This window comes from Kitasatospora cineracea, assembly GCF_003751605.1.
GTDB classification, from domain to species: domain Bacteria; phylum Actinomycetota; class Actinomycetes; order Streptomycetales; family Streptomycetaceae; genus Kitasatospora; species Kitasatospora cineracea.
This window is the reverse complement of sequence record NZ_RJVJ01000001.1, coordinates 5,348,289-5,373,176: the sequence shown is the minus strand read 5'-3', so window position 1 is coordinate 5,373,176 and position 24,888 is coordinate 5,348,289. Positions and strand designations below refer to the sequence as shown.

Below are 24,888 nucleotides of genomic sequence, written 5' to 3'. Positions count from 1 at the left end.
CGGAACGGCTCACCGACAGCCCTGCGATGGCGGGTTGAGCTTGGCCACGAGCGCGGAGAGGTACACCGGAAGCTTGTCGACCATGCCCTTGGAGACCGGGATGCTCTGGATGGTGCCGCACGGGACGTCCTCGTCGAGGAGAATGTGGGCGCCGTCCTCCTCGACGAGTTCGGCGGCGAAGAGCAGTGTCCGGGTGAAGGTCGCCATCAACGCTCCTGGATCTGGAGGCGTTGAGCCAAGCGGTCCACGCCTTGGTGGTCTGCTGTTCGTCGGTGTCCGCGGCGAACAGGTGGTGTCCGAGCCAGGTCGGCACGTTCCAGGTGCTGCCGTTGAAGAACCAGTACAGGGCGTCAGGGCCGCGCAGGCCGAGGAAGTCGGTACTGATCCAGTCGACGACCACCTCCTCGAGGTCGTGCTCGGGGCCCGGAGCGCAGAACGTGAACCGGTCACCGACGGCGGCGTCGGCGAGGAGGCCGAGGCGGGGGTCTGTACAGCCAGCGGCTCTGTCCCGTATTCGGGATGCTGTTGGTGATCTTCACTGGTGAGAGTGAGGTTGTCCTCGATCAGCGGCCTGTGATCGGGCCTGCCTGTTTTCCTGGTCGGGGAGTTTGGGCTGCTCAAAGGGGTGGGTTGCGGTGGCGACGGGTTCCTGGTCCGGTCGGGAGATCCCGCCGCTGACCGCGCGGATGGCCCGGGCGAGCAATCCTCGGGGCACAGCGGCGATGTGGGTACGGGATCACCTGGACAGGCTGTTCACGGACAGCGACTTCGAGGAGTGGTATCCACCTGACGGGCGTCGGGGCCTGTCGCCGGCACGGCTGGCGTTGGTGTCGGTGCTGCAGTACGCGGAGAACCTCACCGACCGGCAGACCGCCGAGGCCGTCCGGTGCCGTCTGGACTGGAAATTACTGCCTGGGGCTGGAGTTGGACGATCCGGGGTTCGACTTCTCGGTGCTGAGCGAGTTCCGTGACCGGATGGCCGAGGGCGACCGCGCGGACGGGTTGCTGGCTGTGATGGTGGACCGGCTGGCGGAGGCAGGACTGGTCAAGCGGCGCGGGCGCCAGCGCACCGACTCCACCCACGTCCTGGCGGCGGTGCGGCGCCTGGACCGGACCGAGCTGGTCGGGGAAACCCTGCGCGCGGCCTTGGAGGAGTTGACCGCCGCCGACGAGGACTGGGTGTCCGCCCTGGTCACCGACGAGTGGGCCCGACGCTACGGCCGGCCGGTGCGCTATGACCGGCTACCCAAGGAGGCAAAGGAACGCGAGCAGTACGCACTCACGGTCGGCGAAGACGGTATGCGCCTGTTCAGCGCTCTTCTCGCCGCTGATGCCCCGGCCCGGCTGCGGCGGCTGCCGCAGGTGGAGGTGCTGCGGCAGGTCTGGGTCCAGCGGTACTGGTACGACGAGATCGGCGTTCTGCGCCAGCGCGAGCCCAAGCAGACCCGCGACCGGCTCAGCCGGCGGATGACAGAGCGGCGGACTGCTTCCGGGGCGGCCGCTGCCGGCGGGAGCCCCGCGCCTGCTTCGGCCACCACACCCTGGTCGTCGGTGGAGATCGTATTTCCGCACGATCCGCAGGCCCGCTTCAGTCACAAGCCCGGCAAGGCCGAGTGGGTCGGCTACAAGGACCACCAGACCGAGACCTGCGACGAGGGCCTGCCGAACGTGATCGTCCATGTCGCCACCACACACCGGCGCCCGCGCAGGACATCGACGCCCTGGCGCGGATCCATGCCGACCTCGCAGCCCGTTCTCTCGCTCCGGCCGAGCACCTGGTCGACGGCGGCTACGTCACCCCGGCCACCATCCACCGGGCCAGGACCGAGCACGGGATCGACCTGGTCGGCCCGGTCAGGCTCGGCCCCAGGACACGGGCACTGCCGGGCTTCAACAAGGAGGATTTCCATCCCGACTGGCATGACAAAACACTCACTTGCCCGAACGGAGCAACCAGTCCGCCCTGAAAGCCGACACTCGCCGACGGGCACGAGCGGCTGTCGGTACTCTTTTCCCCGCGCCGTCTGCAGGTCTTGCGAAGACCGCCTGAAATGCACTGGGAACACCGCTGGACGAGGCTGGCACATCCTCCTGCTGCCTCAGCCCCTGCAGGAGATCCAAAACCGCGTCCGGAAAGAGCAGAACACCCAGGCCTGAAAAGACCGGTATGCCATGAGAGCCGGCTGCCAGGCCACCGTCTCCGAGACCGTCCACGCCCACGGCCTGCGCAACTGCCGCTACCACGACACAGCTAAGACTCACGTCAAGCACGTCCTCACGGCAGCCGGACGGCAGCGGGACCAGTCCGAAAACCCGCTTCACGCGCCTGTGCAGGCAAGTACGCGACGGACTCGAACCCACAACCCTTGAAGATCACCAACAGCATCCCGATTACGGGACAGAGCCGATGGCTGGACAGGCCCTGGGGACCCGGGGGTGAGGGAACGTCACCTGGCTGGCCGTGCCCCCGTGGCCGCCCCCCACCGTCCGTGGTCACCTGGTGGCGATCACGCCGGTACGGCGTTCGATCCCGTTGCCCTTTCACGTCGTCCACGGTGCAGGAGGTGCCATGTCGACTGAAGGTCCACCCGAGATCAATGTCCTCAACATGAACGTCGTCTCGCTGAAGAGGTTCGTCTTCGCGGTGCGCACGATCTCGCAGAACGACCTGTGGGACGAAGTGGTCGAGGAGCTCGCCGCCCGCGGCTGCCACTCAATCGCCATCAGCGTCGAACCGATCGAAGCCATGAAGGACGCCCTGCGGGAGCGGATGGCCTACACCGCGGCGACGAAGAAACGGCCGAGCCGGAGCCGCGACGACCGCGGCGGGCAACGCGCGGAGAAGCCGCCGGGGAGCGGTAGCCCGCAGCCCGACGCGTCGGGGGACCCTTTCGACATGAGCCGGCCTCAGCGCCACCTCGAAAGGTTCATGGCCTCCGCCTGCGGCACTCCTCCCACCAAGTACCCGCCGCGGCCCCCGGACGACTGGCCGGAAGGCCCCTGGGACCCACAGCAGATGGAGGAGTAGCGCCCGTGGCTCTCCCGGGCCGCTACGCCGGGCCGGCTGCCGGTTCGATCGCCGACGTCGCACGTCGGCGATCGAACCGGCAGCCGGTCGTTCATCCGGCGGGGCGCTCCTGCGCGAGCATACGGCCGGCTCGGTTCAAGAGGTCCGCGTTGTCCTCCAGGAGATCCCGCCGGGTCATCCGGTGGACTGCGTCCGGCGTGACCCCGAGGTCTTCCACCGGCGTGCCGGACCGGGCGCCCACCCGCAGCGTGCGGCGGATGGCGACCCTCATGTTGGACTGCTTGGGCAGAGGCGCGTAGGGCGAGGCGGGGTCGTGGACCATCAGCTCGCAGAGGACGTCGTGAGTCCAGACGTTGGCGCCTCCGGCACCGGTGTTCGGATCGGTGCCGAGCACGGGACCGATCCCGTGGTCCTGGAACCCAGCGGCGAAGATGTCCGTCGCGGAGAAGCAGCGCGCGTTCGTGACCAGCACGACGGGGCCGAAATACTGTCGGCCGATCGTGTTGGCCGCGGTGGGGGACGTGGCCGGGAAGGCTTCGGAGAACGTGGCGCCCAGTTCGAGCGCCTGGTCCATCGAGGGGATCCAGGCGGCGAGGTCGATGCCGAGGTCGGCCACGGCGGACCGGCAGATCCGCAGGTTCAGCGGGGAGCTCAGGAACTGGACCGGCTCGGGGGCCACCCGGTGCGGAGTGAAGACCTGCAGGAGGCATTCGGCGACCCGCATGTCGCCCCCGCCGTTGTCGCGGACGTCCAGGATCAACCCCTGCCGAGGCAGGAGGCGCACGAGACGGATCAGTTCCTGCGTGTAGCCCCTCGGGTCGTCGGTCTCGAAGGTGAAGATCCGGAGGTGGCCGAACGTCCCGGACGAGGTCCGGACCTCCCGGGCCCGGAAGGCGATCGGGTTCCTGGTGGGGATCTCCCCCGGGCGTGGCTCCGGGAGCGGCCCGCCGGTTGCGACCGCGTTCTGCCGGGCGAGCACCTGCGGGGCGAACAGCACGACCTTGGCGCGGTTCGTCTCCTGCGTGTCGATGTCGACGGCCTGGGCGATCGAGGCGGAATCGGTGGGTCCTGCACCAGCCGGACCCGAGGGGCTGTCGAAGATGCGCCAGCTCTCGCGCAGTTCCCCGGCCTCCCCGCCCGTGCCGATGTAGCTGACGGTCACCCACTGCTCGAACGGCGGGAGGTGGACCATCAACGGGCGCACCGTCATCGACTGCACGCCGCGGCTGCGCCGCGCCGCGCCGCGGCGCTGTTCCCGGCGAAGCGCGCCGCGTTGATCTCGACTGCCGTCGTGATGGGGATCCCGCTCCAGTGGGTGACAAGGGCCCCCGGGCCGAATCCGGGGGCGTGGAAGCCGCCGGAGACGAAGGTCACCATGAACCCGGAGCCGTCCCGGTCCGCGTACTCCTCGATGAGGAAGGGCAGGCAGGCGACCTTGCCGGCGAACGGCTCCGGGAGGAGGTAGTTGGTGTGCAGGTCCTTGAGGGAGAGGAAGATCGCGGAGACCTCCGAGTGGAAGTGCCACTCGGGAGGCATCGTCCGCTCGGTCTGCCGCTCCATCCGCCGCTGCAGGACTCGCAGGCGCTGGACCGGATTCACTCCGTACATCGCCGCTTTCAACGGGAGGTGCACGTAGTTCTGCTCCAACAGGACCAGCGCCTGCGCGACGATCAGGCGCCGCTCGGCCAGGGTCAGCAAACCGGCGCTCTGGAGGAAATCCGCCAACTCCCCCGACGTGTCCGGCCGGGAGTGCGCCACAGCACCGTTCCTGTCGGAATTGGCGTTCACATTGCCTCCCGAAGGGGCCGATCGTCCGGTTCGGTGCTCATCGTCCGCTCGCGGCCGGGTCTTCCCGGGGTGCCACACGGCGCACAGCCCATCTGCATCCGAATGGCGGATGGCCGGCACGACTGCGGGGCGGCTCGGACGCGACCGGACGCGTTGCTACTGAACTCGGGTGCGTGATGCAGGTCAGCCGTCCATGAGCAGACCGGTGCCGACCAGGCAGCGGTCGACCAGGTCGGGGTGGTGCTGGATCTGCTTGAGCCGGCGCTTCACAGTCCGGGTGATCTGGTCGAGGTTGGCAGCGGCGAGGGTACCGATGTCGCGTTTGACCGGCGACCAGATGCTCTCTTCCGGCTGAGGTCGGGCGCGTACAGGCAATGCCACCGATTTTCTGGCCGTTTGATCCTTTTTAACGCTCATACATCCTGAGGCACCAGATCGTGCACCGTTTACCCCGAGCGCGCGCACTGGCGCCCGGGGCCACCAGGCAGGTCGGCATCACGCCTGAGCCTCGCTGCTACACGAGCGATCCGTCCGATGCCTGGCGGGCCCCGGCCAAGGCAGACTCCCGTCTGTACTTCTACCGCGGCTCCGCGGGCTCGGGCACGCGCCTGGTTGACTCTGCGTCCGGCTGGCTACCGGAAGTCGACGGCGGGAGGTTGGTACCTTCGATGTCAACGTCGGGAGTGATGCGGTCGAGCCAGCGGGGCAGGGTCCAGGCGCGGCGGCCGAGGAGGGCCATGGCGGCGGGGACGAGGGTCATGCGGACGATGAAGGCGTCGATGAACACGCCGATGGCGAGGGCGAAGCCGATGGACTTGATGATCGGGTCGTGGTTGAAGACGAAGCCTCCGAAGACGGCGACCATGATGAGGGCGGCGGCGGTGACGACGCGGCCGCTGGCGGCGACGCCGTGAGTGACCGCCTGGTCGGCGTCTCGGGTGTGCTGGAAGTGCTCGCGCATGCGGCTGACGAGAAAGACCTCGTAGTCCATGGCGAGGCCGAACAGGACGCCGATGAGCAGGACGGGCAGGAAGGCAGTGACAGGGGCGGCGGTGGGGATGTCGAGCAGACCGTTGAGGTGGCCGTTCTGGAACACCCACACGGTGGCGCCGAGGGAGGCGGCGATGGAGAGCAGGAATCCGGCGACGGCCTTGAGGGGGACGAGGACGGAGCGGAAGGCGATGGTCAGCAGGGCCAGCGCGAGGACGACGATGATGCCGATGAACAGGGGCAGGGCGTCGGCGAGTTTGGCGGAGACGTCGATCGTGGCGGCGGTGGCGCCGGCGATGTAGAGGGTGCCGCCGTCGTGGGCGACGTCGGCCTTCAGGGCGCGCAGGTGGTCGACGAGGTCGGTGGTGGCCTTGTCGTCGGGGCCGGTGGTGGGGATGACGGGGATGGCGACGAGGGTGGAGTCGGCGTTGGGGACGGGAGTGTCGAGGTGGGCGACGCCGGGGACGTGGGCCAGTGAGGTGGTCAGGCGGCCGAGGGCGGCCTCGCGGTCGGCGGCCGGGATGCGGCCGGTGTCGACCACCGCGGTGAGGGTGGCATTGAAGCCCGGGCCGAAGCCCTTGGTGAGCAGGTCGTAGCTCTTGTGCTGAGTGGTGGCGGCGGGCTGGGAGGCGTTGCTGGGTAGGCCCAGGCGCAGGTCCTTGGCGGGGACGGCCACGGCGAGGAGCGCGAGGATGCCGGTGAGCAGGACGAGCAGGGGCTTGCGGGTGACGGCGCGGGCCCAGGCCAGGGACCAGGTGGTCTCCTTGCGCGCCCTGGCCTTGGGGGCCTTGGGGCGCAGGCGCTCCCCGAGCAGGCCCAGGACGGCGGGCACGAGGGTGACGGCGATCAGGACGGAGAGCAGCACGGTGGCGGCGGCGGCCAGGCCCATGACGGTGAGGAAGGGGATGCCGGTGACGGCGAGCGCGGCCAGCGCGATGACCACGGTGGCGCCGGCGAAGACGACGGCGCTGCCGGCGGTGGCGGTGGCGCGGGCGGCGGACTCCTCGACGTCGGCCTCGGGGTCGGCGAGCTGTTCGCGGTGGCGGGCGATGATGAACAGGGCGTAGTCGATGCCGACGGCCAGGCCGATCATGAGGGCCAGGGCGGTGGCGGTGCTGGTCATCTCGACGACGTTGGCAGCGAGCTGGGCTCCCAGGACGCCGATGCCGACGCCGATGAGGGCGGTCAGCAGGGGCAGGCCGGCGGCGATGAGGGAGCCGAGGGCGACGGCGAGGACGGCGAAGGCGACGACGACGCCGACGATCTCGGCGGGTCCGCCGACCTCCAGGCCCGGTTCCATGACGTCGCCGCCGTACTCGACCTGCAGGCCGGCGTCGCGGGCGGGGGCCATGGCACCGGTGAGGGCGTCCCTCGCGGACTCGGGGACCTTGTCGGCGCGTTCGCGGAATTGGATGTCGGCGAAGGCGATCGTGTGGTCGGGGGAGACGGTCTGGGTCTCGAACGGGTTGGCGACGTAGACGACGCCGGGGACCTGGGCGGCCTTGGCGAGACTCTTGCCGAGGGCGCTCTGTGCGCTTTCGGCATCGAGGGTGGTGCCCTTGGGGGCGGCGACGACGACGCGCACGGTGCCGCCCGCGGCCTCGGGCATCTTCTTCTGCAGCAGGTCCTGGGCCTGCTGGGACTCGATGCCCGGGACGGTGAACTCCGTGGTGGTGGGCCCGGCCATGGAGATGCCCAGGCCCCCGACCAGGGCGAGCAGCAGCAGCCACATGCCTATGACGCGTCCGCGGCGGCGTGCCGCCCATCGTCCCCACCCGTACAGCACCGATGCCATGACGTCCTCGCTTCCGGCGAACTCTCAGAATTCTCGCAGCCTAAAGCAACTTTGCAGAGCTCTGCAAAATTGCTTCCTCGTGTAGGATTTCTGTATGACCGAGGGTGTGAGAGAGCGCGGCAAGGCCCGGCGCAGGGAAGCGATCCTGCGCTCGGCGTACAGGCTGTTCGCAGAGCGCGGGTTCGACGCGACGACGATCGCGGACGTCGCCGAGGCGGCGGAGGTCTCCGCCCGGACGGTGACGCTGTACTTCCCGACGAAGCTGGACCTGGTGACCTCGCACCTGGAGGAGTTCACCGGGGAGCTGAGCTTGGCGCTGGCCGAGCGCGAGGCGGGCGTCACGACGCTGGGCGCGCTGGAGGCGTGGCTGCGCCACGACCTGGAGGACGGCGAGGGGGACGAGCTCGAAGAGCTGTGGGAGGTGATGATCGACCGGAACCCGCAGCTGCGGGCGATCGCCAACAGCCGGGTCACCGAGGCGATCCAGGAGGGCGCACGGATCTTCGCTGCCGAGCACGGGGACGACCCGGACTCCTTCGCGCCCCGGATGGTCGCCGCAGCCGCGGCCGCGGTGGTCTCGGAGGTCTACCTGGCTCCGAGCGAGGAGAACATCGCCGCCGCTATGGCCTTTCTCCAGGGCGGGATCGCGGCGCTGGGCTGAGGCCCGCCCGGCAACGGCCGGGGCCCCCTCCGGCCGGGCAGGCTGGAGGGGGCCCCGATCGCGCGCAGCGGCGGACGGGCCGGAGCGCGTGGCTGCTATGGGCCGCTGTGGGGCGCGGGCGGGTCGCAGCGGTAGAGCAGCCGGTACCACAGGACGGAGACCCGTTGGGCGAGTTCGTCGACGTCGCCGAACGCCTCCCGCAGGGAGGCGTCCTGCCAGGCGAAGTACTGCATGAGCACTCCGTCGAGCATCGCCTGCGCCGCCCGGGCGGCGGCGAGGTCGGGCTCTTGACCGGTGCGGCGTGCCACGCCGGCCGCGATGTGCTCGGCGATCGCGGCGTTGGCCTCCTGCCAGGCCGCGCGCACCCTCTCGCTCTCGTCGACGAGCTGCTGCAGGGCCCTGTTGAAGGGGCCCGCCGAGATGAACAGCGCGATGTAGCGGGTGTTGGTCTCCACGATGGCCGCGAAGGGGTCGCCGCCCTGTCCGGCGCCGACCAGGATCTCCTGCGTCACGCTGCGGACCACCCGGACGAGGACTTCCTCGCACAGGGCGCTGCGGTCCTTGAAGTGGGTGTAGAAGGTGCCCGCGGAGATCCGGGCCGCCGCGCACACGTCCAGCACCTTGAGGTCGTGGTAGCCCGATGCGGCGAGCAGGGAAGCGGCGGCTTCGATGATCCTGGCCCGGGTCTGCTCGCCCTTGCGGGTGGCGGGGACCTCGTCGGCGACGAGGGCGGCGATCGCGGTGGTGCCGTTCACGGGCGCTTGCTCCCGACGGCGGTCGCCGCCAGCGCGCGGCGGTTCAGTTTGCCATTGGGCAGCAGGGGCGGCTCGTCCATGAGGATGAACCGCTTGGGCACTTTGTAGCTGGCCAGCGTGGTCTTGAGCGCGTTGCGCACGTCGTCCTCGTCGAGGTCGGTTCCGGGGAGCAAGGTGAGGAAGGCGATGCCGACTTCGCCGAGCGTGTCGTCGGGCGCGGCGACGACGGCGGCCATCACGACATTTGGGAGGGCTTCGAGGGCTTCTTCCACCTGGCGGGGGAAGACATTGTAGCCACCGGACTTGAAGACGTCCCGGAGCCGGCCGGCGAGGCTGATGCTGCCGTCGGCGTTCCGCACGCCGAGGTCGGAGGTCTTGAAGTACCCGTCCTCGGTGAAGGCGTCAGCGCTCGCCTGGGGGTCGCCGAGGTAGGAGTGCATCACGCCGGGGCCGCGGACCTGGATCTCGCCGGCACTCCCGTCGGGCGTCCGGACTCCGGTGGCCGGGTCCGCGATGCGCACCTGCCAGCCGGGGTCCGGCAGGCCGACGGTGTCGACCAGGTGGTCGATGTCGGCGTCGGGCCGGGTGAAGGTGAAGCTGCCCGTCGTCTCGGTCATGCCGTAGAAGTTGTGCATCGGCTTGCCCAACGTGGCCAGCAGCATCGCGGCGTTCTTGGGCATGTGGCCGCCCGACCACAGGATGCGCCGTACGTGGGAGAGGTCGGTGCTCCAGAACTCCGGCTTCTCCATCAGGTAGAGCAGCATGGCCGGTACGCCGCCCAGCAGGCTGGCTTTGGTGCGGGTGAGCGCGTCGAGGAAGGTCTGCGGCAAGAAGTCCTCGACGAAGACCTGCGTGCCACCGGTGACCAGGGCGGTGAGGCCGATGTCGACGATGCACCCGACGTGGTTGATGGGCAGCGAATTGAGGACCGCGCCGCCCCACTGGCCGTAGTGGTGCGCCTGGATCCGGGCGCAGGCGAGCAGGCCCGACTGGCGCAGCAGCACGCCCTTGGGCTTGCCGGTGGAACCGGAGGTGAACACCAGCAGGGCCGGCTCATCGGGCGCGGCGTCCCCGCCGGTCGGGGTGTCGGCCGGCGGCGGGTCCAGCGGCAGCCGCAGGGTGCCGAACTCCTCGGTCAGGGCCGCAAGGTCGGCGGTGTAGTCGCGCTGCCCGATCTGCTGGCGCGCGTAGAGGGCCTTGGGGCGGGCGACGGCGAAGATGCCGCGCCACTCCTCCAGGCGGTAGCGCGGGTTGAGGCCCAGCCACAGGGCGCCGAGGTCGACGGCGGCCAGGAAGGTGAGCCAGTGGTCGACGCTCGGCGGCGCCAGGGTCGCCACGACGTCGCCGGGGCCCACCCTGCCATCCAGCAGGCCCTTCTGGAGGCCGCGCACGGCGGCGGGCAGCCGGCCGTAGGTGATCGAGGCGCCGTCGAGGTCGGAGACCGCCACGGCGTCGGGGGTACGCGCGGCGTAGTGCTCCACGTACTCCATGACCGTCTCGTAGCGGGGGATGTCGCCGCGCGGGATCGGCTGCCACACGGGGGCGGTCACGGCAGCACCAAGACCTTCCACTCGGCGACCAGCGCGACCGTCTCCGGCGCGCACCGCACGGTGACGTCGAAGGTGATCAGGGCGCCGCCGTTCTTGGGCTGCACCTCGCGGAGCACGAACTCGCCGCGGACCTCGGAACCCACGGGGACCGGCGCGACGAAGCGCACGCGGTCGAAACCGTAGTTGACGTTCTGGGTGAAGCCCAGCTCCCCGCCCGCCTCGTAGAGGAAGTGCGTCAGCAGCGACAACACCATGAAGCCGTGCGCCACCGCCCGGCCGAAGGGGCCGTCGGCGGCCTGGCGCGGGTCGATGTGGTGCGGGTCGAAGTCCAGCGTCAGGCCGCCGAAGGCCGTGACCTTGTCCTGGGTGATCGGCACCCAGTCGGACATGCCGATCTGCGTGCCGATGCGCTGCTCGGCCTGTGCGACGGCCTCGGTGAAACTGCTCATGGTGTCCTCCCGCCGTTCCCGGCGTGGATAGGGCCCCTCCGCGGAAAGGAGAGGGCGAGTTCATCAGGGATGGGTCGTGCACCCGGACACGGGGTCAGGCCGGCGGCGCGGCGGCGGGCTGTGCCTGCGGAAGGCGGGCGGCGGTGAGGCGGTAGCGCAGCAGCAGCGGGATCGAGGCGAGCAGCAGCAGGCTCGGCAGCAGGCCGGAGCCCAGCGCGATGGCCAGCCTGGCACTCTCGGGCTGCACCGCGGTGTGCCCGGCGGTCGAGGACACGTACCCGCCGCCGGCCAGCACCAGCGAGTACAGCGCCGGGCCGACCGCGAGCCCCAGGCTCTCCCCCGCGGTCCACACACCGGTGAACGTCCCCGCCCGACGCAGCCCGGTCAGCTGCGTGTCCTCCTGGATGGTGTCGGGCAGCATGGCCAGCGGGAACATCTGCATGCCCGCGTAGCCGACGCCGCACGCCGCGACGGCGAGGTAGACCAGCGCCGCAGGGATCCAGTTCGCGGCCGTCAGGACCAGCGCCCCGGCCAGGAAGACCACGCTGGCGCGCAGGTAGCCGACCCGCTTGCCCGAGCGGTTTGCCACCCGCTTCCACAGCGGCATGACGACCACCGCGGGGCCCACCAGGGCGACGAACAGGAAGGTGATCGCGCTCTTGCTGCCCACCAGGTCCTCGGCGAGGTAGGGGATCGCCGCGAGCATGGCCCCCGCCGCCAGGGTCTGGAGCGTGAAGGCCAGGAACAGGAACCGGAAGTCGCGGCTGTCGCGCACCGCGCGCAGCTGCTCGCGGATCGATCCCTCGGCTTCCGAGCGCACCACCGCCGGCACCCGGCGCATCCCCACCGCGGTGGTGAGGAACCCGGCCGCCAGGACCACGGCGGCCACCGCCCCCATCGCCCGGTAGCCGCCCAGGCCGCCGCCGAAGAGGTCGACCAGCACTGGTGCCCCGGCGCCGAACAGCAGGATCGCCAGCGTCAGCACGACGATGCGCACGGCCGTCATCGTGGTGCGCTCCTTGTAGGAGTCGGTGATCTCCGCGGGCAGCGCGACGTACGGCACCTGGAACAGCGCGTATCCGGTCGCCGCCAGCAGGAACATCACCGTCACGTACAGCGCGGCCCCGCCGCCGGTCAGATCGTCGGGCACGGCGAAGGTCGCCGCGAAGAACACCGGCAGGACGACCGCGCCCGCCGCCATCCACGGCACCCGCGGCCCCCACCGCGAGGTCGTACGGTCCGACCACGCCCCCACCACGGGGTTCAGCAGCACGTCCCACAGCTTCGGAGCGAGCACGACCACACCCGCCAGAGCCGCCGCCACCCCCAGCTCGTCCGTGAGGAACACCAACAGGAGTAGCCCCGGCAGGGTGCTGAAGCCACCGGTGCCCACCGAGCCGGCGGCGTAGGCGGCGTACGAGCGGCGGCCCAGCCTCCTACCCGCAGGCCCACCCGCTGGGCGCGCAGCGCTGTGAATCGACTCGTCATCCGGCATGTCGGGGATCTTAGTAATCCGGATTCAGTTTCGTAAAGAGTTGCGCCGCCTCGACTCGGGCTGACCCAAGGCGGAAGGCACAGGTCACCGGACGGCGAAGCGCCCGCTGCCCGCCCTCTCTCGTTCGGCTCGCAGACCGCCTCTCCGGCGGGGCAGGTCGCGCGGGCGGCCGGTCCGCGGAGGACGACCGCAGTACGGGTACAGGACCGCCTGAACGGACTGCGGCACGATGAGGACTTCGCCGACTGGCACCCAAGCGACGAGCGCCGTGGTCTTTTCGCCAGCCCGGCCGACCACCGCCTGCACACCACAACCCCCGTTTGGCCTGTCCGAGCAGCAGACCACAGGGGCGGACCGCCAACACCTCGGCTTCAAGTGCATCCCGGCCACAGGGCTGAGCGGCCCCGAATTCCACCACAGCGCCAGCAGACCCCCGCGAGCGCCTCACCTGGAACGGCGGCGCCGACCACCCCTGGAGCCGACACTCGCCCGCTTCAAACACCCCAACCAAGTTTGCATACGTACCCTTTTGCGCCCGAGCCCACGACGCCGGCCTCCTCAGTTGTCTCCACAGCCGTCCGACTACCGACACGCCCTACAGCGAGACCAGCGCCTTACCGGTCCTTCCCAAGCTCGAACTGACCATCGCGGTTTGACCGTCAACCCATCGGATGTCCACAGCGTCTCCGGGGCGACGGGGCTGATGCGCCGGATCGGCTTCAGCCTGCAGGTCTCCGCGCGGCGGGTGGCCGAGCACGACGAGCAGGCAGTTGCCGCGGGGAGGGAGGAGGTATGGCGAAGGTAGAAGAACCTGGGCGGCCTGGGAGAGCCACATCCGCTTCGAGGACGAGGGCAGCTCCACCCATCGACCGCCCAGAGACGCACCGAGGCCGTCCATGCCCTACGCCGGTCGTGACAGTCAGCGGCCGTCGCACCAGCCGCCTGTCCGTGGCCGGGCCGATCGCGATGCGGCCCGGCTCCCCCGCACCCGGCTGTGCTAGCGCCTGGCCACCTGCTTTACAGGCAAGGGCAGGCGCCGCAGCATGGGCGAGCGCGGCTTCCCTACTCCAGTGGACGGCATCCCCCAGCTCGCCGAGGCTCCGATCATGCTGGCCGGGGACCGCCTGAACACACACGCCTCCCACGCCATGGGCGAGTTGGTCGCCCAACATGCCTGGCTGGCGGTCTTCCCCTCTGACTCAACCCCGTCGAGTGGGTCTGGGCGCACGTCGAGCGCAGCTTGGCCAACCTCGCCGTCATGGCCCTCGATCGACTCGAGGTCCTCGTCCGCACCGGCTCAAGCACCTGCAATGCCGACCGACACCCTCGACGACCTCAGAGCCGGTACCGGCCCGGTCCTCGACACCTCCGGCCTGACAAGCCGAAACCAGTAATGCCCGACTCGGAGCGGTTCGCGGATACCGGCGAGCCCCCGTACCGGGAGGTTCAGCGACGTCGGTCCGGCATCTCCCTTGTCGCAACCGCCGCCCCGGCGCCGATGACGGTCCGCTTGCCTAGCCGCCGCTGATGCCCGCCGCAACCGCCTTGCCGATTGGGTCGCTTGTCGAAGCCGAAGTACAACCGCCAGAGGCCGACCTCAAGGAGCGGAACGGAAGGCCCTCGCCCGATGTGCCGCCAGACGGATCCGAAGGGGAGGACGCGCACCACGATGACTTCGGCCGAGAAGACCAAGCCGAGTCGTCGCCCCGTCCCTCTCCCCTCCGCACGGACTCACATCGTCAGCAGCGGTGGAAGGTGACGCTGCACGAATCGGGTCTTCCGTTCCCACACGTGGGCGAGGGTCAGCAGCGATTGGTCCTCGTGGTTGCGCGCGATGACCTGCAAACCTATGGGCAAACCCTGCGTAAACCCGGCCGGCATGGCAAGTGTGGGGGCATTGATGAGGGTGCCAATCGTAGCGACCTCCATCCAACGGTGGTACGAGGACATCTCAACGCTCTGGATGCTCCGGGGCCAGTGGGTAGCCGCATCGAAGGGCATCACCTGGGCCGTTGGAAGCATCACGTAGTCGTACGTCTCGAAGAGCTCCCTGAAGGTCAGGTACAGGCTGGTGCGCTTGGTGGAGTTGGTGTGGATGTCGATGGCGGTGAGTGGGCCGTTCCCGTCGGCTCCGACCGTGAGGCCTTCGTATTCGTAGAGCGCCTCAGGCTTGAGCAGTCCTCGCAGCGGGGAGTCGTAGGCGATCTTGACCTCCATACCGGACAGCCAGTGTCGGTAAGTCAGCCAGGTGGGCCAGAGGTCCTTGCTGACCTGGAATCCGTGTGACGTCGGCAGCTCGTCGAGGTGGGTGACCGTCATCCCCAGGCCGGTCAAGTGCTCCAGTGCCGCTCGGGTCGCGTCGAGAACGGCCGGCTCCATGGGGAGATAGCCTCCGAGGTCGCCCAGCCAGGCAACTCGTTTGCCCTGAACGGCGTCGCCCAAGTCGGTGAGGTGACCGGGGGCCTGCCTGTTGGACAGGGGTGCGCGATCGTCGTAGCCGGACATCGTGTGCAGGAGCAACGCCAAATCGAGGGCGGTGCGGGCCACTGGACCGATGAGACCGCCTTGGTTGATGAAGACCTCGCTGTCGTCCGACGGGACCCGACCGTAGGAGGGGCGCAGCCCGAGGACGTTGTTCCAGCCGGGTGGATTGCGCAACGAGCCCATGAAGTCGCTGCCGTCTGCGACCGGGACCATCCGCAAAGCAACGGCTACGGCGGCTCCCCCGCTGCTGCCACCAGCGGTCTTGGTCTGGTCGTAGGCGTTGAAGGTGGTACCGAAGACCGTGTTGTAGGTCTGAGAGCCGAGGCCGAGCTGGGGGGTGTTGGTCTTGCCGATGAAGATCGCGCCTGCAGTCCGGAGACGGGCGACGAAGAGTGAGTCGGCCGTTGCGGGGGTGGCTTCGGCCGCGGGGATCAGCCCGTAGGTAGTCGGGAGGCCGGCGACGTCTGCGAGATCCTTGACGGCCTGCGGGAATCCGTGCATCCATCCCTGGTACTCGCCGCTGGCGAGGAGGTTGTCCTTGGCCCGGGCTTCTGCCAGTAGCTCAGGGCGGGTACGCAGGCTGACGATGGCGTTGACGTGAGGGTTGATCTTGTCGATGTGGTCGAGGTAGGCGGTCATCACCTCGACGCAGGAGACGATACGGGCACGAATGGCGGCGGACAGTTCGGCGGCATCCCAGTAAGGGATGCGGCTGAGGTCCTCGGGTCGGCTGACCTTCGGCCAGTTCACCGCGGGAGGCACGTGGTACGACGTCGACTCGGCCGTCGGGCTCGCACCCGCAGACCCACGGGTGGCTTGGACGGTCGAGTCGTGTGCCTGCTGCCGAGGCGGCGCCGCGGGCCGGGGCAAGTGGTGACGAGATGGTGAGGTCATCGTCGCTCCTTAGGGCAAAAGCCCGGGGGGTCTTCCGGGGGTATCACGCTCTGTGCTCGACAAGGCGGCTTCGCCCTAAGTGGAACCGGAGGGTGGATGCGGTGCCGATTGAACAGGAGAGTGAGCATTGTTGTCCTCAAGGCCCCTTACAGATTGATGCAACCGTGGATGAATCACTGCCCCACATGCTGCTCGCACCCGCTCTGGGCCAGCTGGCGGCACTGGGCGCCGACACCAATCTCACTCGTGCAGCAGCGCGTTGCGGGATCAGTCAATCCACGCTGAGCCGGGCGATCCGCCGCTGGGAGGAGCAGCTCGGTTTGCAGTTGCTGGAGCAGGACGGACGGGCAGTGCGCTTGACCACGGCAGGATATGCCTTGGCCTCCGCAGCCGAAGATGTAGCCCAGCAGTTCGATGACGCGGTGCTGCGACTGCAACGCAGCACCGCGCGGTCCGTCACCGTCGGCTTCCTCAAGTCCCTCGGACCCACCGTCGTCGCAGAGCTCGTGGGCTCGTTCCTGGACGCGGTGCCCGCCGCTCTGGTGTCCCACCGCCAGGGGACGAGCAGTGAACTGCTGCGAAGCCTCGATGAGGGAGACATCGACGTCGCGGTGACCACGCAACCGCCGCAGAGGTACGCGTGGTTGCCTCTCGGCCGGCAGTCCCTCGTTCTGGTGGTCCCTGCGGGGCACCGGCTGGCCGGTGCTGCACCGATCACGCTCAAGGAGGTGCGTGACGAACCTTTCCTCGCGCTAGACCGGCGGTTCGATGCGCGTCGAAGGGTTGATGCTCTGTGCACCCAGGCGGGGTTCAGACCGCGCGTCGCCTTGGAAGCCGACGACGTGACGACGCTACGCGGCTACGTGGGCGCGGGGTTGGGCGTGGCTGTGCTTCCGGCTGACACGGCGGCGGGGGCACGAACCGTGGATGTCCCGATCCGCGCGGAGGGCACCACCTGGCGTGAGTTCGGGCTTGTCTGGCTTCCTCACCGGGCAACCGTCGAGTTGGAGGCTCTGCTCGAGCTCGCCAAACGGTTGGGCGAGGAGTACCCCGGCTGGGCGGACATCCTGACCTGAGTTCGAAGCCCTGGTGGCTACCCACCAGGCCAATGATGCATAAATGCATGAACCATGCATGGTCAGCGGCGCGGCGAAAAGCAAGGATCGTGACCTGGGCGCGCTCCAGGCTCCGCCCATTCACCGCTGAGACGCCGTAGAGAGTGGCCTGATCGCCGCCACGGCTCAGCACCATCCGCTAGAGAGGCAGTTCGCGCATGCCCGCCACCGCGCATCAATCCACCTCCCCCCATCCGACCCCATCGGCCCTGACGGGCATCCGGGTTCTCGACTTGTCCCGGATCCTGTCCGGCCCCTTCGCCACCATGATCCTCGGAGACCTCGGCGCCGAAGTGATCAAGGTGGAAGACACCCGACAGGGCGACGACACTCGCCAGTGGGGACCCCCCTTCCAGGGGCCTGAGTCTTCGTACTTCCTTTCCGCCAACCGCAACAAGCGCGGCATCGGTATCGACCTGAAGACTGAGGGCGGGATCGGCCTCCTGCACAAACTGGCCCGGCGCGCCGACGTATTCGTGGAGAACTTCCGCCCCGGGACAGCCGAACGGCTGGGGCTCGGCTACGGTGCGCTCGCGGAAGAGAACCCCGGCCTGATCTACGCGTCCATCTCCGGCTACGGCCACACCGGGCCCTGGTCCGCACGCCCCGGTTACGATGCCATCGCCCAGGCGGAAAGCGGCATGATGAGCATCACCGGCGAAGCAAGCGGTCCCCCACTGCGGCCGGGCGTGGCCACTGCCGACCTTGCCGCAGGCATGTGGGCCACGATCGGGATCCTCGCCGCCCTGCAAGCCCGCACGCACACCGGGCGTGGCCAACATCTCGACGTCTCCCTCCTCGACGGGCAACTCGCCTGGCTGAGCTACGTCGCGAGCGGCTGGTTCACAACTGGCAATCCCCCTGCACGCCACGGTTCCGCTCACCCGACGATCGTCCCCTACCAGGCGCTTCCCACCGCGGACGGCCACCTCATGGTCGCAGTGGGGAACGACCGCATCTGGCAGCGCTTCACCCGTGCGCTCGAAGCGCCAACCCTTGGTACCGATCCGCGGTTCAGCACGAACCCTGACCGCGTTCGCCACCGCGGCGAACTCATCCCCCTCCTGGAAAAGGCGTTGACGAGGCGCAGCACGCAAGACTGGGCAGCCACTTTGACGGAAGCAGGCGTGCCCTGCGCACCGATCAGCACCGTCGCCGAGGCTCTCACCAGTCCGCAGGCCACGGCCCGAGGCATGATCACACACCTCGACCACCCCACCGCAGGCCCCATCCGCACGGTCGGCTCCCCGCTGCGCCTCAGCGCCACCCCACCCCGGATCCGCACCGCTCCGCCCGTCCTGGGTCAGCACACCGACGAGATCCTCACCGAAGCAGGCTACGACCGAACCGCAATCGCCCGGCTGCGGGCAGAAGGAGCGGTCCGGTGAGCTCGACCGCCGCTGTCGATGTCCACCGTGCCGACGGCATCGCCACAGTTCGGATCGGACAGCGCCAGCACGCCAACGCCCTCGGCATCCGCGACTGGCGGGTACTCGCCAGCGTCTTCGACGACCTGGCCACCGATCTCTCCGTGCGAGCGGTCATCGTCGCCGGCCACGGCGACCGGACATTCAGCGCCGGCTCTGACTTGCGCGAATGGCTCGGCGCCGATCCAGAGGTCGTAGAAGCATCGTTCGTGGCGATGGAGAACGCCCTGACAGCTCTTGAGCGCATACCAGTACCGACCCTCGCGCGGATCCGCGGCGACGCGGTGGGTGCCGGTTGCCAGCTCGCTTGCGCCTGCGACCTACGCGTGATCACAGAAGACGCCCGGATCGGCATGCCCGTGGCCCGTTGGGGCATCCTCCTGCCGCCGATGTTCGCGGCCCGGCTCGCCGTCGTCGCGGGCCCGGCGGTGGCGATGGACCTGGTGCTCACCGGCCGCCTACTCGACGGCACACAAGCGGCCCGACTTGGGCTGGCGACCCGTGCCGTGCCCGAGGACGACCTGGAAGACGCCACCGCGGCCCTTGTCGCTGCGGTCACCGCTCAGCCTCTCGGCGCGCTGCGCGCCGCCAAGCAGGCGGTCCGCAACACCGTCGAACCCGTGCGCACCCACATGCGAGACCGCGCTTCCGGTCCTGCCGCCGACTTCGCGGTCATGCAACACAACCTGGGCGTTTTCCTGCGCCGACTCCCAGGCCGGGCAAGCAGGCTGTAGAAACAGATACTCGCGTGGGACGGGATTCACGAGTTCCAGTGACTGCGCTCGTTGCCTGGCCGGTGCTCCAGGACCAGGTCTGGGTCTCGATGACGCCGATCCGGCCCCGTACCTGGGGACGCCGTGGCCGAAGGCCTGTCGTCCGGGTGTGTGCCAGCTACGGCCGACGGGCCTCGATCACTGCCCTGACCTGCGACAAGGCCGACGAGCGCTCGCAGCCGACCTACCGCCCCGGCTGGACGACGGGCAGGGCCGGGGCAAGAGCCGCACGAACTCCGGCTGGACCGGCTACCGCGACCTGATCGTCGCCGCGCAGAACCAGCTCGACGGCCCGATCGTCCTGGTCCGGAACAGCCTGAACATCCATCTGGCCGCGCATGAAGGAGTGCGTCGCTCCCCAGAGACGGCTCAGCATCTCCCAGTTACCCCCGTACGCGCCCGAGCTCAACCCTGTCGAGGGCATCTGATGACTGCTGCGACACAGTTTCCTGGCCAACATCGCTTTCGCCGATCCGGACCACCTGGCGCGGATGGCCAGACATGGCTCACGGAAGATCGAGTAGTGGCCCCAACTCGCCCTCGTCGGTGGGAACATCAGGGAAACGGCTTCGTCTGACGAGCAGGCGAAGCCACTGTCTTTATCGGTTCCGGCACGGCGAGCAACCTCGACGATGCCATCCTGCCGGCCGACGATGGCTGGTCCGCTGCGTGACCGGAGCACTCGCCCCTCACGTGCTCACGCTGGGCGTTTGCCATGCTTCGGTCTTCGAACAGCAGCACAGGACGGACGATGTACTGCGGACGCAGTAGGCCACATGTCGGTATCCGCACGACGACACGCCGAGGCTGACCGGAAAGGCTGATGGGCCTCAGCGGTCGGCCTTACTCGTTTCCGCTGCCCGAGCGCCTTGGGAGGCCCTGTATGAAGAATCGGAAGCACGCGACTACAGCAGCTGAGCTTGCTCCGCCACGACGCCTGCACGCCCGAGGGCACTCGCTGGATCGAGCTCCTACTTCCCGCCTCGCCAGCAGCGCCCATGCACCCCAATGCCCTTGGTGAGAGCGGGATGGCTTCCTCGGTGCTGACAGCCGTACGACGTTGAGGCCGGCCCGTGTGGAAGACAGGTCGCACCCCCAGGTACATGCTGTTCCGGAGTCACTGCGCCCGGCCTGCGGCCCGCGTCAGTGGCACCTCCGCAGATACCTTGAATCCGCCGCCAGGCAGCGGTTCCGTTCGCAGGATGCCGCCCACCGAGTGGGCGCGTTCGCGCATGCCCAGAATGCCGTAACCAGGTGCAGTCGAGGGGATGTCGCGGGCCGGTCCCCGATTGGTGACGGTGATCCGCAGCCGGTCCGGATCGTAGTTGAGCCGTACCTCTGCACGATCGGTATCCGCGTGCTTGGTGACGTTGGTCAGAGCCTCTTGGATGATCCGGTAGGCCGTCAGCTCTGCGCCCGGCGGCAGCGCTCGCGATTCGCCCTCGACTGCAACGTCGACGATCAGTCCTGCTGAAGCAAATGACTCGATCAGGTCAGGGACGTGCGCAAGCCCTGGAGCAGGCTCCAGGGGTGCGGACTGGTCCGATGCCTGCCGCATCAGACCGACGGTCGCCTTCATCTCGCGTAGGGCTTCGGAGGTGGTCTGGGTCAGCTGGTCAACCAACTGTTGCGCCTGTTCCGGTTTGCTGCGCAGCAGGCGTGCGACGGCATTGGCCTGCGCATTCGCCAGGGCGAGGTGATGGGCCACCACGTCGTGCAGTTCACGCGCGATCCGCAACCGTTCCTCCGCGACCCGTTGCCGGGCCTCGTCCTCGCGCGTGCGTTCGGCGTACTCAGCTCGGTTGCGTTCGGCGGCCAGCACAGCACGGTGGAGTCGGCTGAGGCCGCCGAGTGCGGCGGGCAGCAGCAGCCAGGCCACGGGAGCGGCGGTCTTGAGCACGATCGGCTCGGTTGCTGATCCACCCAGCAGCGCCGCCACGATCACCGATCCGACGCTCAGCATGACGGCGGGGTACGACGCCCTGGCCGGCAGTCGGACGGTGACCTCGTACAGGGCCACCATCAGCGGTGCCAGTAGCAGGATGGTGGGGAGGTATCCGATGGCACATACGGCGACCGCGCACAGGTTCGTCACAGCGAGGGTTCCCCTGGGCCAGCCGTGGCGCCAGAGCAGGGAGACACATCCGATGAATGCGATCAGCAGACCCGGCCACCATGGCAGGGCGGCGTTGTGAGGGTATTGAGGCACCGTGCCAGGACCGGCGAGCACGAAGCAGACAGCTGCCAGGGCAGCGTCCATGGCGCGGGGGTGGTCACGCAGTGCCTGTCGCCACCTGCTGATCATGCCTCGTCCTGTCCAGCTTCGGGTCCCGTACGGGTAGAGACCGGGATTCCATCGTCTCGGAATTGTCGGATGCCGTCATCGTGTGCGCGCCGATGATTGCCTCGCCTTCATGTCATACATCTGCAGTAGGCGGCTGATCGCCTGGCGAGGTGCTCGGCCGGGGATTGCAGGGGCATGAGCTGTGTGTACTGAGATCGCCGTAGAGGAAGAGACGGCATCTGCACGACGACCGGAAAACCGTTTCATCAGAGCCTGGGCAGGTATCCGAGACAAGATCGGGAGACCTGCTTACAATGGCCGCATTCCTCTACCAGCTAGGCAGACTGGCATTCCGGCGTCGATGGACGTTTGCCGTGCTCTGGGTGGTTGTACTAGCCGGTGTCGGTGTCGGCGCGTCACTTGCACCTGCTGCGCCGGACAGCGGCTTTTCCATGCCTGGTACCGAGTCGCAGAAGGCACTCACCCTGATCGAAGAGCGCTTTCCATCCGCTGGAGCTGACGGTGCCAGCGCTCAGGTTGTGTTCGTAGCGCCGGGTGGCGAGAAGATCACCGAGGGAAAGAACAGGTCGGCCGTCGACACATTCGTCTCTGAGATTGCGAACGGCCCGCAGGTCGCGAGCGCGGCCAGCCCTTTCACAGCCCAAGCGGTCAGCCAGGACGGCACGACGACTTACGTCAACGTCAGCTACAAGGTCGCGGCCAAGGACCTCACGGCCGCCAGCAGGAAGTCACTGGAGGACGCTGTCCAACACGGCCGTGACGCCGGCGTCGCTGTCGAGGTCGGTGGTAACGCGCTCACTACCCAGCCGTCAGTGGGCGGTGCCACTGAGGGGATCGGACTCATCGCCGCCTCCCTGGTTCTGCTCGTGACGTTCGGCTCGCTGGCTGCCGCCGGTATGCCGTTGCTCAACGCGATTCTCGCCGTCGGCATCAGCACGGCAGGCATCATGGCGCTGGGCAGTGCTTTCGGGCTCTCGACCAGCACCTCAGCCCTGGCAAACATGCTCGGCCTCGCAGTCGGCATCGACTACGCCGTCCTGATCATCTCCAGGTACAGGGAGGAGCGGGCCAAGGGCCACAGCCCGCAGGAATCTGCCGGGCGCGCCTTGGGTACTGCCGGTTCGGCGGTGGTCTTCGCTGGACTGACTGTCATCATTGGCCTTGCGGGCTTGGCGGTGGTGAACATTCCCGCACTGACGAAGATGGGCTTGAGTGCCGCTGGCGCTGTCGCCGTGGCTGTCCTGGTCTCTCTCACACTGGTGCCGGCCCTGCTCGGATTCTGGCCGCACAAGACCCTGGCTCGCCGGGTTCGGAAGGGCACGGACAAGGTCGAGGCGAAGGGAAGCGGGGGCAAGGCGAACGGCGGGGCCCTGTGGGGCCGATTGGTACTGCGCCACCCGCTGCCAGTCCTGCTCCTCGCCGTCGTCGGCCTGGGCATCATGGCGTCGCCCGTGTTGAAGCTGAATCTCGGCACGACCGGGGCCGAGTCACAACCCACGTCCACCACGGAGCGCCGGGCATACGACGATCTTGCCAAGGCCTTCGGTCCCGGCTTCAATGGTCCGCTGACGGTCGTCGTGGACGCCAAGGGCACCCAGAATCCGCAGGCTGGGATATCCAAAATCGCGGACGTACTACGTGCCACGCCTGGAGTGGTCCACGTTTCCCCGGCCCACGTGGACACCGCCGGTGACACGGCCATTCTGTCAGTCGTGCCGTCAACCTCACCGACGGACACCAAAACCCGATCTCTGATTGAGAGTATCCGCAGCGAGCGGACATCGATTACGGCTGGGACCGGCATGGATTTCTCCGTCACCGGTTCAACGGCAATTAACATCGACAGCGGCCAAAAGGTACAAGGTGCTCTGGTCCCTTACCTGAGCGTGGTGGTCAGCTTGGCCTTCGTGCTCCTGATGGTCGTCTTCCGGTCGGTTCTGATCCCGCTCAAGGCTGCCGTCGGCTTCCTCCTCTCGGTGCTCGCGGCGCTGGGTGCGGTAGTCGCTGTCTTCCAGTGGGGCTGGGGCGCGAGCCTGCTCGGCGTGCATGCCACAGGCCCCATCATGAGCCTCATGCCGATCTTCATGGTGGGGATCGTCTTCGGGCTCGCCATGGATTATCAGGTCTTCCTGGTTTCCCGAATGCGGGAGTCCTACGCTCACGGCGAGGCACCACACGACGCGATCGTCTCGGGACTGCGTACCAGTGCCCGCGTCGTGGTCGCTGCCGCACTCATCATGGTCTCGGTGTTCTCCGGTTTCATCGGCGCCGCCGATCCACTAATCAAGTTGATCGGTTTCGGCATGGCGACCGCGGTCATCTTCGACGCCTTTGTGGTCCGCATGGCAATCGTCCCCGCAACACTCGTGCTGCTCGGCAGGAAGGCCTGGTGGATGCCGCAGTGGCTGGACCGTTTCCTGCCTCGCGTCGATATCGAGGGTGAGTCTCTCGCCCGTCGTCCATCTGTCGAGCAGAAGCTGGTCGACGTGAACTCGGTCCACTGACGGAACACCCGGGTGGGGCCGCCAGCATGCTGGCGGCCCCACCGAGTTCCCTCGAACGTTAAGTTGTGATGATGGAAGCAGCGTCGACGGGGCTGTCCGTTGCCCCTGGCACCTGGAGGAGAGGCGAATCGATGACCATCCGAGTGCTGCTGGCCGATGATCAGGCGCTGCTCCGCGCCACGTTCCGCCTTCTCATCGACATGGATGAAGACATGGACGTGGTCGGGGAAGCCTCAGACGGGGCCGAGGCAATCGCTCTGGCCTTCGCTCACCGTCCTGATGTCGTCCTGATGGACATCAGAATGCCCGGCATGGACGGAATCGCCGCCACCACCGCCATCTGTTCGGACCCTGCACTTTCCCGCACACGCGTCCTGATTCTCACGACGTTCGAGATGGACGAGTACGTGGCTCAGGCCCTACAAGCAGGCGCGTCCGGCTTCCTTGGCAAAGACGTCAGTGCCGACGACCTTCTCAACGGCATCCGCACCATCGCCGCAGGAGAAGCGTTGCTCTCCCCCCATGCGACCCGGACCCTGATCAGCCGGTTCCTCGCCACGCCCGACTCGCCGGGTGTGGAACCTCTGGCTGAACCAGTCGGTCTCGAGAATCTGACCGCACGCGAGCGAGAGGTCATGGCCCTGGCCGCCGAGGGCCTGGCCAACGACGAAATCGCCGCGCTGCTCGTCGTCAGCCCGCTCACCGTCCGCACGCATATTCACCGCGCCATGACCAAGCTCCACGCCCGCGACCGCGCTCAACTCGTCGTCTTCGCCTACAAGTCCGGCCTTGTCCGCGCCAATCCAAGAGGGCGCTGAAGGCTTTTACGCCCGATGCCGACTCGTCGCAGGCGCAACCCCGGGCCGTCTCGGATG

Annotated in this window: 19 protein-coding genes and 2 pseudogenes; 10 read left to right on the top strand and 11 right to left on the bottom strand. The window is 68.4% G+C overall.

Translation table 11 applies throughout. The features are described from left to right. Nucleotides 1–9: 9 nt before the first annotated feature. Nucleotides 10–207 carry a hypothetical protein gene (locus EDD39_RS24165; RefSeq protein WP_123559263.1) on the bottom strand — a complete coding sequence of 66 codons (198 nt, stop codon included), beginning with the start codon at nucleotides 205–207 and terminating at the stop codon, nucleotides 10–12. A 479-nt stretch (nucleotides 208–686) separates the two neighbouring features. Here EDD39_RS24165 and EDD39_RS42755 point away from each other — a divergent pair, with 479 nt between their 5' ends. The 3 genes from EDD39_RS42755 (at nucleotide 687) to EDD39_RS24145 (ending at nucleotide 3,028) form a co-directional block, all read left to right on the top strand. Further along, complete coding sequence (locus EDD39_RS42755; RefSeq protein WP_425269762.1) at nucleotides 687–971, top strand: transposase; 285 nt, start codon at nucleotides 687–689, stop codon at nucleotides 969–971. Then, complete coding sequence (locus EDD39_RS24150) at nucleotides 925–2,157, top strand: hypothetical protein (RefSeq protein ID WP_162870114.1); 1,233 nt, start codon at nucleotides 925–927, stop codon at nucleotides 2,155–2,157. Before EDD39_RS42755 ends, EDD39_RS24150 begins: the two co-directional genes overlap by 47 nt. A 412-nt stretch (nucleotides 2,158–2,569) precedes the next feature. Beyond that, on the top strand, nucleotides 2,570–3,028 hold the full coding sequence (locus EDD39_RS24145; protein WP_123559257.1) for a hypothetical protein: 459 nt from the start codon (nucleotides 2,570–2,572) through the stop codon (nucleotides 3,026–3,028). 91 nt (nucleotides 3,029–3,119) lie between these two features. Here the strand turns inward: EDD39_RS24145 and EDD39_RS24140 are convergent, their stop codons facing one another. The 4 genes and pseudogenes from EDD39_RS24140 to EDD39_RS24130 form a co-directional block, all read right to left on the bottom strand. After that, nucleotides 3,120–4,238: a S41 family peptidase gene (locus tag EDD39_RS24140; protein WP_244257277.1), complete on the bottom strand. Its 1,119-nt coding sequence runs from the start codon at nucleotides 4,236–4,238 to the stop codon at nucleotides 3,120–3,122. Then, on the bottom strand, nucleotides 4,235–4,786 hold the full coding sequence (locus tag EDD39_RS41245) for a hypothetical protein (RefSeq protein WP_244256985.1): 552 nt from the start codon (nucleotides 4,784–4,786) through the stop codon (nucleotides 4,235–4,237). The genes EDD39_RS24140 and EDD39_RS41245 overlap by 4 nt, the downstream gene beginning before the upstream one ends. Nucleotides 4,787–4,999: 213 nt before the next feature. Beyond that, nucleotides 5,000–5,184: pseudogene (locus EDD39_RS24135) on the bottom strand (IS630 family transposase); the annotation flags it as partial. 209 nt (nucleotides 5,185–5,393) lie between these two features. Next, nucleotides 5,394–7,601 carry an MMPL family transporter gene (locus EDD39_RS24130; protein ID WP_123559253.1) on the bottom strand — a complete coding sequence of 736 codons (2,208 nt, stop codon included), beginning with the start codon at nucleotides 7,599–7,601 and terminating at the stop codon, nucleotides 5,394–5,396. Between the two features lie 94 nt (nucleotides 7,602–7,695). Here EDD39_RS24130 and EDD39_RS24125 point away from each other — a divergent pair, with 94 nt between their 5' ends. Continuing rightward, entirely contained in the window at nucleotides 7,696–8,262 is a 567-nt protein-coding gene (locus EDD39_RS24125; protein WP_123559251.1) for a TetR/AcrR family transcriptional regulator, read from the top strand. Between the two features lie 95 nt (nucleotides 8,263–8,357). Here EDD39_RS24125 and EDD39_RS24120 read toward each other — a convergent pair whose 3' ends face one another. The 4 genes from EDD39_RS24120 to EDD39_RS24105 all read right to left on the bottom strand — a co-directional run bounded on the left by EDD39_RS24120 (nucleotide 8,358) and on the right by EDD39_RS24105 (nucleotide 12,511). After that, the gene (locus EDD39_RS24120) at nucleotides 8,358–9,017 is read right to left on the bottom strand and encodes a TetR/AcrR family transcriptional regulator (RefSeq protein ID WP_123559249.1); all 660 of its coding nucleotides are present in this window, start codon (nucleotides 9,015–9,017) and stop codon (nucleotides 8,358–8,360) included. After that, complete coding sequence (locus tag EDD39_RS24115) at nucleotides 9,014–10,567, bottom strand: class I adenylate-forming enzyme family protein (RefSeq protein WP_123559247.1); 1,554 nt, start codon at nucleotides 10,565–10,567, stop codon at nucleotides 9,014–9,016. Before EDD39_RS24115 ends, EDD39_RS24120 begins: the two co-directional genes overlap by 4 nt. After that, nucleotides 10,564–11,016: a MaoC/PaaZ C-terminal domain-containing protein gene (locus EDD39_RS24110; protein WP_123559245.1), complete on the bottom strand. Its 453-nt coding sequence runs from the start codon at nucleotides 11,014–11,016 to the stop codon at nucleotides 10,564–10,566. Before EDD39_RS24110 ends, EDD39_RS24115 begins: the two co-directional genes overlap by 4 nt. A 94-nt stretch (nucleotides 11,017–11,110) precedes the next feature. After that, the gene (locus EDD39_RS24105) at nucleotides 11,111–12,511 is read right to left on the bottom strand and encodes an MFS transporter (protein ID WP_123559243.1); all 1,401 of its coding nucleotides are present in this window, start codon (nucleotides 12,509–12,511) and stop codon (nucleotides 11,111–11,113) included. A gap of 676 nt (nucleotides 12,512–13,187) precedes the next feature. On the opposite strand from EDD39_RS24105, the pseudogene EDD39_RS42750 reads away from it, so the two are divergent. Then, nucleotides 13,188–13,905: pseudogene (locus EDD39_RS42750) on the top strand (transposase); the annotation flags it as partial. 337 nt (nucleotides 13,906–14,242) lie between these two features. On the opposite strand, the gene EDD39_RS24095 reads toward EDD39_RS42750, so the two are convergent. After that, on the bottom strand, nucleotides 14,243–15,745 hold the full coding sequence (locus EDD39_RS24095; protein WP_208765570.1) for an amidase: 1,503 nt from the start codon (nucleotides 15,743–15,745) through the stop codon (nucleotides 14,243–14,245). Between the two features lie 329 nt (nucleotides 15,746–16,074). Here EDD39_RS24095 and EDD39_RS24090 point away from each other — a divergent pair, with 329 nt between their 5' ends. The 3 genes from EDD39_RS24090 to EDD39_RS24080 all read left to right on the top strand — a co-directional run bounded on the left by EDD39_RS24090 (nucleotide 16,075) and on the right by EDD39_RS24080 (nucleotide 19,165). Continuing rightward, nucleotides 16,075–16,965 (top strand): LysR family transcriptional regulator, encoded by an 891-nt coding sequence (locus tag EDD39_RS24090; protein WP_162870113.1) that lies wholly within the window; start codon nucleotides 16,075–16,077, stop codon nucleotides 16,963–16,965. Between the two features lie 197 nt (nucleotides 16,966–17,162). Beyond that, nucleotides 17,163–18,392 carry a CaiB/BaiF CoA transferase family protein gene (locus EDD39_RS24085; protein WP_123559237.1) on the top strand — a complete coding sequence of 410 codons (1,230 nt, stop codon included), beginning with the start codon at nucleotides 17,163–17,165 and terminating at the stop codon, nucleotides 18,390–18,392. Next, nucleotides 18,389–19,165 (top strand): enoyl-CoA hydratase/isomerase family protein, encoded by a 777-nt coding sequence (locus tag EDD39_RS24080; protein ID WP_123559235.1) that lies wholly within the window; start codon nucleotides 18,389–18,391, stop codon nucleotides 19,163–19,165. The genes EDD39_RS24085 and EDD39_RS24080 overlap by 4 nt, the downstream gene beginning before the upstream one ends. Nucleotides 19,166–20,321: 1,156 nt before the next feature. On the opposite strand, the gene EDD39_RS24070 is transcribed toward EDD39_RS24080, so the two are convergent. Beyond that, a complete protein-coding gene (locus tag EDD39_RS24070) occupies nucleotides 20,322–21,464 on the bottom strand; it encodes a sensor histidine kinase (RefSeq protein ID WP_244256981.1) in 1,143 nt (380 codons plus the stop codon). Nucleotides 21,465–21,802: 338 nt separating this feature from the next. Between EDD39_RS24070 and EDD39_RS24065 the strand changes: the two genes are divergently transcribed. Together EDD39_RS24065 and EDD39_RS24060 are read left to right on the top strand one after the other, a co-directional pair. Then, nucleotides 21,803–24,013 carry an MMPL family transporter gene (locus tag EDD39_RS24065; RefSeq protein ID WP_123559231.1) on the top strand — a complete coding sequence of 737 codons (2,211 nt, stop codon included), beginning with the start codon at nucleotides 21,803–21,805 and terminating at the stop codon, nucleotides 24,011–24,013. Nucleotides 24,014–24,144: 131 nt separating this feature from the next. Beyond that, on the top strand, nucleotides 24,145–24,831 hold the full coding sequence (locus EDD39_RS24060) for a response regulator transcription factor (RefSeq protein ID WP_123559229.1): 687 nt from the start codon (nucleotides 24,145–24,147) through the stop codon (nucleotides 24,829–24,831). Nucleotides 24,832–24,888: the final 57 nt, after the last annotated feature.